Source organism: Salimicrobium humidisoli (genome assembly GCF_002295105.1).
Classification (GTDB): domain Bacteria; phylum Bacillota; class Bacilli; order Bacillales; family Halobacillaceae; genus Salimicrobium; species Salimicrobium humidisoli.
Window position 1 is genome coordinate 1 of the sequence record NZ_NSGH01000034.1, and the last position, 8891, is coordinate 8891.

The window sequence follows — 8891 nt, forward strand, 5'->3', positions numbered from 1 at the left end:
CCCATATTCCAAATATCCCCTTTATTTTCATATAAAGGTTTCGACCGCAACCATAAACTTCTATAGTTCTAAAGAAAATGGACGAAAAACGAAGAAATTCTAAGAAAACGTTAATTTAAAGAGGGAGGGATCTGATGTTAAAAGAATTGAACCATGTGATTGACTATATTGAGGTTCATTTAACCGATGACCTCTCTCTTGATAGTATTTCCAATTATGCTGGGGTTTCCGATTATCACTTGAGAACGGTATTTTTTCATCTTTCAGGCATGACACTAAATGAATATGTAAAAAACAGAAAACTATCGGAAGCAAACAAGGATTTATTGAGTGGAGAAAAGGTAACAGATGTTGCTTTTAAATATGGTTATCAATCAATGGACGGTTTTACCAGGGCTTTTAAAAAATGGTGTGGTGTATTGCCCTCAGATGTAATAAAAAAAAGGATAAGCAAATCATTTCCCAAACTTTCGTTCATAATTACTGTAAGGGGAGGAATATCTATGGAATTTAGAATCGAAGACAAACCAGCGTTTAATCTAGTTGGTGTTAGTAAACGTGTTCCTATGCAATTTGAAGGTGTGAACAACGAAATAGTAAAGCTTGCAGAAAGCATAACAGAAGAGCAAAAAAAAGAAATGCATTCTCTTCAAAATATAGAGCCTCATGAAATTGTTAATGCTTCTTACGACGCTGACGAAAATTTCCTGAAAGAAGAAGGGGATTTAACCCACTTGGTAGGTGTATTAACGACTAAAAACCAAGCCAGCAATTTTTTAGACGTTGTGCCTGTTGAAGCTTATACTTGGGCAGTATTTCCAAGTGAAGGACCATTTCCATCTACGTTGCAGGATACAATGGCAAAAACTTATTCAGAATGGCTTCCTTCTTCTGATTACGAAGTAATCAATGCTCCTACTTTTTCTCTTACTAAAATGGATAAGCATAAAAAAGATTACGCTTATAGTGAAGTTTGGCTTCCCGTGCGAAAGAAATAATCAATAGTAATCATTGTAATGAGGACTAATGCAGAGCAACGCAGATTCAGCGTTGCTCTTTCAAAATTATTAATGTGGTCTACAATTGCAGAAGGTGAAACTTATTATTAGTACAATCAATTCGACAATCTGGGCCGTTTGAGGCGCAGCCTTATTCAACAACTGCGCCCGTTTGTTAAAACTTGACTATGTTTCTTGTTCAGGTTCCTCAGGCCATATATGGATAACTAAATATCCTGCAATAGCACATACGACTGAAACCCAGAACGGAAAAAATTTTAGAAGCCAAAAAATACCCATAATTATAGCTATGCCTAAATAGGATAGTTTTTCATCACGCTTCCAATGATTCCGATTCAATAAAACATTCATTAAACCAATTGGCGGTGTTATTAAGCACATTGCATATACCCAGCCTTTTTTTAAATACCAAGGACTTTTTTCTGAAGAGTTATTAGTTGTCATATGCTTTTATACCACCTTTCAATGTGCCGTTAAATGGTCCTTATACGCAATATGGGTGCTACTCTTTATTAAGGAATCGCGCTCCGATTGCAGATATCTACTCACTGTAAAATACTTCAATTTTAAATCTTCGATAAGTGCTTATGCTTTTTCTCTAAAACCTTTTGTATCTTCTTTTTGTAACGCTTTTTATGGGCATTTCTTTTTAGTCTTTCAGTATTTGGATAACCAATTTTGTAACGTACGTCTTTATCATAAACAATAAGCTCGCGATATTTTTCATCATTCATTAATGCTTGGAACCACGGGGTTCTCTTCAAAACTTTTATATTATTACTAATATTCTCTGTATCTACATCTGGATACGGCCCCCAAAGACTAATATAGCCTAAAATATCAAGTAATACTTTCTTTGCTTTCAAGATCGCACCCCCTACTTATAAGAATTATTATAATTATTTTATCATGAATTCATATTCAACAACCTGGCCCGTTTGTTGCATTACTATCATTAAGCTAAATAATTCCATTATATCAAACTATTTTTCATTCTTTTTGAAGAAAAAAACTTGCCAATAAGCTGTCAGGATCACAGGTATAACAATTACCATATGCCCGAATAAACTTAAATCGATATTGAATAAAGGATAAATCAATAAACTCAAAGCGACGATATAAATGGGTATTCCTATAATTTTAAATACAGTTTTCAAGTTATAACACCCTACCCTCTTGAAGCCTCTACTTACTGTTCACTTACTCTATTGCCTTGAAACTAAGTTTAAAACTGTTCGGAGACAAAGAAATGACGATCACTCTTATCAAACAATCGTCCCTTTTGTTTAAAAGTACTTTCAGTTTCGTTCTCAAAAAAGTGGTACAATAATTACATATACTTACAAAAGTTGGGGAAATGGGACAGCTCGCAAAAAAGCAATTATTTGTAAAATGAATGAGGTGTTCTCTTGAATCAATTTATCTTTAAATCTCTGAATTACTTAGTGTTAATCATTTTAATTGTCTTTAATTCCTTTGTATTCATAGCATATTCCATTGGAGAAGGGGCAATATTATGGAGTGACTGGCTACTTCTAATTCTCCCTTTTATTTTGTGGGGAGCATTTTACTACGTTCAGAAAAAACAACGGACATATAAAATGGCTTATATTTGGTTTTTTATTATGGTAATACTATTATACTTTTGGGAATCTGGGTCTGGGGCCCTGTTGATACGTCATCTTTCTTAATTAATACAATTCAATATTAAGTCTCACGTTGTTAAGGGTGTTTATTGAAGATAAGGTCGAAATAAGACCTCATTTTTAATGAAATAGCTGAAGAATGGGCTATTCCAGGAGAGTTATCCGTCAGTCTCTCGGAAGGGAAGGCTGCTCTTTTCATTTTTATCATTTATAAAAAATAACTATCTATCACTTTACCCAAATCGCATAAAGGCAACCTTCGCTACTGTCTAGTAATACCATAACTCATACGGATGATAGTTAGAGAAAAACCCAAAAAATTTCCTAGCCATTTGAAAACGAGCGTTAGTTACTTGTAAATGGTTGTATCGCATCCGTTTCTGACAACAAATGGGATCCTATTAACGATCTCCCAACCAAATAGCTATAACAATTATTACGACCAATATGATTACATAATAAATGGTGCTCCGTACGACCTGATTTTTATCCGATTGGTCTTCCTGTTTCTTCTGATTATCCGGGAGTGTTTGCGGGGAGACTAATGCCCACACCCACCAGGAAACGAAAAAACCTATAGTTAATCCTATAACATGGCTTATCCCAACGAATTTCCACTCCAGTAATGATTGGAACAGATAAGCCAGAATCCCACTTGCAAGAGGATAGAAAAGCAGGTATTTGTATTTTTGTTTTCGGTTTAATTTAATATTTTATCCTCCCTCATGCATAAATCTTCCATTTTGTTTTATCTAATCGTGACCTCACCTTTATGCGAGAGTTTTTTTCCCCGTTTATCGAACGAAGATCCCCGACTTATCTATTATATTGTGCCGAACTTTTGTATCGGTTCAAGCACAATATTTATCGCTGAAATGCGCCAATTATCATACTTTGTTAACGAGTTTTGCTTTAAATTATAATTTTAAAAAGCAAAAGTAGTAACGTGATAATCGAACCAAAACCGAAACCCAGAATATGTACGATAAATGCGCCTATTCCATAAAGATTCCCTAAAATTAAATAAGCAAATGTGTAATTCACAGGCCAATCCCCAAATTCCAAATTAAGAAATGATGGATCGTATAGGTGTAAGATAATTACACAAGCTATGAGCGCATATATTCCTGGAGAGGCTCCTGTGCCATTCGTATAGTTCGAGAAGGTAGAGTAAGCAGTGTATGCTGCTATATTTCCGATTAAATAAATCGCTAAAAAGCTCCAACTTCCAATTCTACCTTCAAGAATGACTCCGACAAAATATATGGCGTAAGCATTCCCTAACAAATGTAATATGTTTTGGTGAAAAAATGACCCTGTAAGTAGTCGGTACCATTCTCTCTCCTGCATATTATTAAAACTCTTCCCGCCAGCCCACTCTAGAAGCGTATTTTTGAATATTAATTTATCTAATATAAAAACTGACACGTATAGGGTAATAAGTATTATGTAAACATTCGGAATAATTTTCACGAATTTATACCACCCCTTTAAAGTTTAATTCTTCTTTTATGGAGTGAGGAACGATTTCTATAAAAAAGGTTGATTATTTTCTAACTCTGCTTATGATAATCGCTCCCGGTAATCAAAACTTGGCTCCAAGATAATCTATAAGCACTGAGCAATCACCTTAACTATTTAGAGCTTTGATTTGAAAACGAATATGAAGCTAAGCAGAAACCCTCTAAACTATGAAATAAATATGCAAAATGATTACGCTTGTGACGATGATCGATGGGTAGGAAATCCATTTTTTGAATTCTGCCTCTACAGTAACCAGCTTCGTCTTCTCTAATGGAGCCACTTGAAAAAAACGATTCGTCAGCATCTTTCGAGAAATCATCCCCGACCAATATCGAATGAAAAAAATGAAACTTCCATATATGATTATTTTCACCCAAAAAGGGGCAATGATGATGGCAAAACATGTGAAACCCACAAGCTGCGCATACGAAATGATGTAATTCCTGTCTCTGAGGAAGGCTTTCAACTGTAGTTCCAGGACCCCGTTTTCCCGACTCCTGTTCTTGAATAATCTACCTGAATGCCTAAATAGAACTCCTGGTTTTTTACTGTAGTTATGTGATGTTTTCTCCACTTCCATCGAATGTTTTAAGATGAGTCGGGCGTATTTTGACCTTTCTTCATGCTCAACACGAATCTCATTTAATAACAATCGATTGGTTTTATCAAGGTTCAAATGTACAAGAATAAGGGCAACAAGCGAAATGAGACCGATGAGCCCGTAAACAGATGAGTGAAGGAATTCGATTATGGATATGTAAGTAATGAATACAACTGCAGTAAACATCCACTTCCAGATTTTTTTACTGATGGTTTTTTTAACGGTGAGGATCGTGACGTGGTAAGCTCCAACGATGATTATAAAATTCAGGATATCGAGATACTCCATGCCGTAGATAAGTGTCAGAACGGGTAAGGCGATGAAAACAATTAACAGAATGCGCACAATTGCCATTAAGAGCGAATAAATTAAGCCGTAACCCTTCAAGTGTGACAATAGACGTTTTTCCTGCAAGAGGTAAATCAAGTCTGCCTCCCATAAATAGGTTCTGATATGTCCCCCACTGACCGCTAGCAGAACCAGTCCACATAGAAAAATGAACGGCACATCACTCCCCCAGTATAAATGGACGTTCTCCCATGCATCCCTATAGAAAAAAGGAAATACAATCATCAAAGGAATAACTATATATAAGAGGACACTCCAGTCCAGTATAGAGCGAATGGGTGTCATCTGTTCTTGAACATCCTGGACGAGTCTTTTCAAAAAAAATTGAATGTCCGGCATTACGATTCACCCTCCATCAGCTTATCAAAACAATCAAACAAAGTTCCTCCCGATAAGCCGGATTTATCCTGAATATCCGAAAGGCTACCTTTAACGATTAGTCTGCCGTTGGATAGCAAGACGAACCGGTCACACCGTTTCTCTGCCGTATCAAGTACATGTGTGGACATGAGAACCCCCGCACCATTTTTCTTTTCTTCCTCCAGCAAATTCAACAGAATCTTGGTTGCCCTCGGATCGAGACCCATGAATGGTTCATCAATTATGTACAAATCAGGCTTCCTTAAAAAAGCGAGAATCAGCATTACTTTCTGCTGCATCCCTTTTGAAAAGCTGTCTGGATAATGATGGATTACATCGGTCAATTGGAAAATTTCGAGAAGCTCTTCAGCTCTTTTCATAAACTCTTTTTCATGGACTTGTAGAATGGCTTGCAGAAAGTCAATATGCTCCCACAACGTAGCCCTCTCATAAAAAATAGGTCGTTCGGGAACATACGAATAGTTGCTTACCTCAACATTTCCTTTGAAGTTATTAAGAATTCCCAGGATTGATTTGACCGCTGTACTTTTCCCTGCTCCATTAGGTCCAATCAACCCGACCAGTTCTCCCGGTTTAACCGAGAAGTGGATATCTTCAAGTATCGCTGTATCCCCTGGATAACCCGCCTGTTCAATGTTCACAACTAACAACTTATGTCACCTCAAATCTATGTACGATTGATTATTACAAATAAACAGTCTGTACATCCTATCAATAAAACTTACGTATGAGGAGAAAATATGTTTCACCAATACCTACTTTCAACTTATTCCAGAAGAGATGAATTGTGATAGATAAGAAAAGCGTGTTTTACATAAATAAGTTCCTTGTTTAGCTCGAAATCAATTTTTCAACGTAATGAGCTCTTTGTTGCGTTTTACACGGTACAACCAGACAATGCCGTGATATTAAACGTTTTTATAAACGATCAGACTTTATTTCAAAGCCACAGGTAGAAATATAAAAATAATCATCTTCAAGAGAAGAAAATGCCTGTTCCGTTTCTTATGCTTGGTACCCAGTTCCTTTGTTTCATCTGTCCTGTCCTAATAAAAAGAGGTCGCCTTCATGGCAACCCCTAAGCCTTTAGGCAGATGGTTTACTTCAGCGATCGCGCCTGATTTTTTAACTTTTATTTTCAGAGACGGGTAAGTATTTTGTGAAATAAGCAGCTAAAATAAATAATAAAAAGCTGACAGACCACGTTAACAGGCCTATAAAGTTAAACCAATACGCTAAAATATTTATTAAAACCATAAGCAAAAAACAAATTGAAGTTAACGCACTTTTTATACCTGAGGCACCAGCTTTTTTTCGTTTTTTAATTATAATAGGTATCACGATTATAAATGCGACTATCAAGATTATATATAAAATATTTAATATCAATTTTTTTAACTCCTTACTGAACAATATGCCCCGTCTGTTGAATATCGGAATTTTAGTCTAAGTATTATAGTCTATATGATTTTATTTCCTTTACTTTCCCAGACTTTGCAGCGTTACTAAACTGATATACATCGCAAAAATCAATTTTTGTTCCATTTTCTAATGAAATCACACCGTTTATTGAAGCATCCTTTCCGTGAGTTATCACTTGATAAATTTCCAGACAGTCAACGATCTCTTTATTTTTCTCTTGCAAAAAAGTAATAAATGAATTTCGACCCGTTATTTTTTTATTATCTTTTAACTGGTACCAAATGATAGATTCATCCGCAAATTCCTTAATGATGTCATCTTGCTGTTTTATTATAGCTACTGTAAAGTCAATAAGTATCTGTTTCCTGGGGGCGTTGTCACATCCCTTTGGAATAATAAGTTCCATTTCATTTGAAGAATTGTTCACAAAATCCAACCTCCTAAAAAACTTTTTTTAGAACTGCTTTACTTAAACAGAAAGTACCGCAATGTTGTAAGACCTACTTGCCGGACAATAAACTGACCCAATTGTTTTATACTAGCTGAATATGATTATACAGATTGTCTCCTTTAACTGTTGGCACACAACCCTCCTTAATCAATTCTACTCCCATATAAGGCTGTTTCGAACTAGAAAGCGTCCATTGAATTCAATGGGAACGCCTTCCCCGCTTTCTTCGGCATGAATGTGCAGATGTGGTTCCGATGTATTCCCCGAATTGCCCACAAGGCCGATTGGTTCTCCCGTCTTCACCTTATCGCCAGCTTTGACAGTTGCGCTGTCTTCCTGCATATGGGCGATTAACACGTTGGCTTCATTACGTTCACACTTAATTTGAACATAATTTCCTCTGGGCTGTTCCGGATTCGCTTCCGGCGGATTTAAATCGGTCATGTCTGTTCTTGCCCCCACAATCTTGCCGGAACAAGGGCTGACCAGCTCAGCACCATAAATTTTATAGCGGTCCAATTCAGCAGGGTATATTCCGGTGCTCCTCACGCCCAATGGGTTCAATTGAACAATATCAAGCGCATACTGCTGCTCAAGGTTTGCATGATGCTGGTTAATCTGCGTGGAAGCTCCACCCTGTCCAACATAGTAAGTACCGTTATCCAGGGGGAATGCAAGTTCTATGGCTTCCTCATTAGTAGAATAGCCGGAAAAAATCTGAATATGATAAAAGACAAAAATAGCTGTCAGAAGTATATAAAAAGTAAATCCCGTTTTATCTTTCCAAGCGTACGATTTTGGCGGATGCTGCAATCTTACCTTCCGCCAACTTATGTATAAAACTATAATCAATAACAACGGCCACAGGAAACGTACATAGTAAATCGTCCAGTCCCATCTTCCGAAGAAAAACACCCAGGAAATATAGGTGGTAAATGTTAAAGCCTGCAGGGCCCAGTCCATTTTCCCTTTAAATTTACCTTTCAACAGCGTGAAAATAAAAAAGGCAGGTAAAATAAACTGAAAGATAGTCAGTTGTATAATTGTTAATGTCACTTAAATCACCTTCTTTTTTACAAATCGGTTATTTACAACACAATTTTGGGAAGCATTTGTTTGTTACAATCTGGCCCATTTCAGGCGCAAAGTTACTAGATTATAGCGCTCGCTTGGAGAAGAACTTTAACCAGCACTTTTTATCTCTTTATTGCACCAGTAAGCAACATAGCTATCCCTATATAATTGAAAATCATCCCTGCAATAATAAGACCATATTCAATTTCCTCTGGAATAAAGCCGAGAAGAAACAAACCCAGACTTAATAAAAATAGAGCTATACTAACTTTTATATATGACAACTTACCCCGCCTTTGGTACCGTCAATAAGTTTGTGTAAAACAGTAGGGTGATCCTCGGAGGAGGGATTAGCTTTTCTCCTCTGTCTCAGTTTGAGACCCATACCGTTCTTCGAACATGGTGTGCAGTTCAGGGCTTGCTTC

Annotated in this window: 8 protein-coding genes; 1 reads left to right on the top strand and 7 read right to left on the bottom strand. The window is 36.6% G+C overall.

Going from position 1 to position 8891, the window contains the following annotated elements; genetic code table 11:
* The first annotated feature begins 134 nt into the window (after positions 1–134).
* Positions 135–998, top strand: a complete 864-nt coding sequence (locus CKW00_RS12995; protein WP_095822918.1) for an AraC family transcriptional regulator — start codon at positions 135–137, stop codon at positions 996–998.
* 186 nt (positions 999–1184) lie between these two features.
* Here the strand turns inward: CKW00_RS12995 and CKW00_RS13000 are convergent, their stop codons facing one another.
* From CKW00_RS13000 to CKW00_RS13040, 7 genes are all read right to left on the bottom strand, one after another.
* Positions 1185–1463 (bottom strand): hypothetical protein, encoded by a 279-nt coding sequence (locus CKW00_RS13000; RefSeq protein ID WP_095822919.1) that lies wholly within the window; start codon positions 1461–1463, stop codon positions 1185–1187.
* A gap of 122 nt (positions 1464–1585) precedes the next feature.
* Positions 1586–1885, bottom strand: a complete 300-nt coding sequence (locus CKW00_RS13005; RefSeq protein WP_095822920.1) for a hypothetical protein — start codon at positions 1883–1885, stop codon at positions 1586–1588.
* Between the two features lie 1692 nt (positions 1886–3577).
* Entirely contained in the window at positions 3578–4138 is a 561-nt protein-coding gene (locus CKW00_RS13015; RefSeq protein ID WP_095822922.1) for a rhomboid family intramembrane serine protease, read from the bottom strand.
* A gap of 211 nt (positions 4139–4349) precedes the next feature.
* On the bottom strand, positions 4350–5477 hold the full coding sequence (locus CKW00_RS13020) for an ABC transporter permease (protein WP_095822923.1): 1128 nt from the start codon (positions 5475–5477) through the stop codon (positions 4350–4352).
* The gene (locus tag CKW00_RS13025; RefSeq protein ID WP_332889084.1) at positions 5477–6160 is read right to left on the bottom strand and encodes an ABC transporter ATP-binding protein; all 684 of its coding nucleotides are present in this window, start codon (positions 6158–6160) and stop codon (positions 5477–5479) included. Before CKW00_RS13025 ends, CKW00_RS13020 begins: the two co-directional genes overlap by 1 nt.
* A gap of 812 nt (positions 6161–6972) precedes the next feature.
* Positions 6973–7368, bottom strand: coding sequence for a hypothetical protein (locus CKW00_RS13035; protein WP_095822926.1), 396 nt, complete (start codon positions 7366–7368; stop codon positions 6973–6975).
* A 177-nt stretch (positions 7369–7545) separates the two neighbouring features.
* Positions 7546–8448 carry a M23 family metallopeptidase gene (locus CKW00_RS13040; RefSeq protein ID WP_095822927.1) on the bottom strand — a complete coding sequence of 301 codons (903 nt, stop codon included), beginning with the start codon at positions 8446–8448 and terminating at the stop codon, positions 7546–7548.
* Positions 8449–8891: the final 443 nt, after the last annotated feature.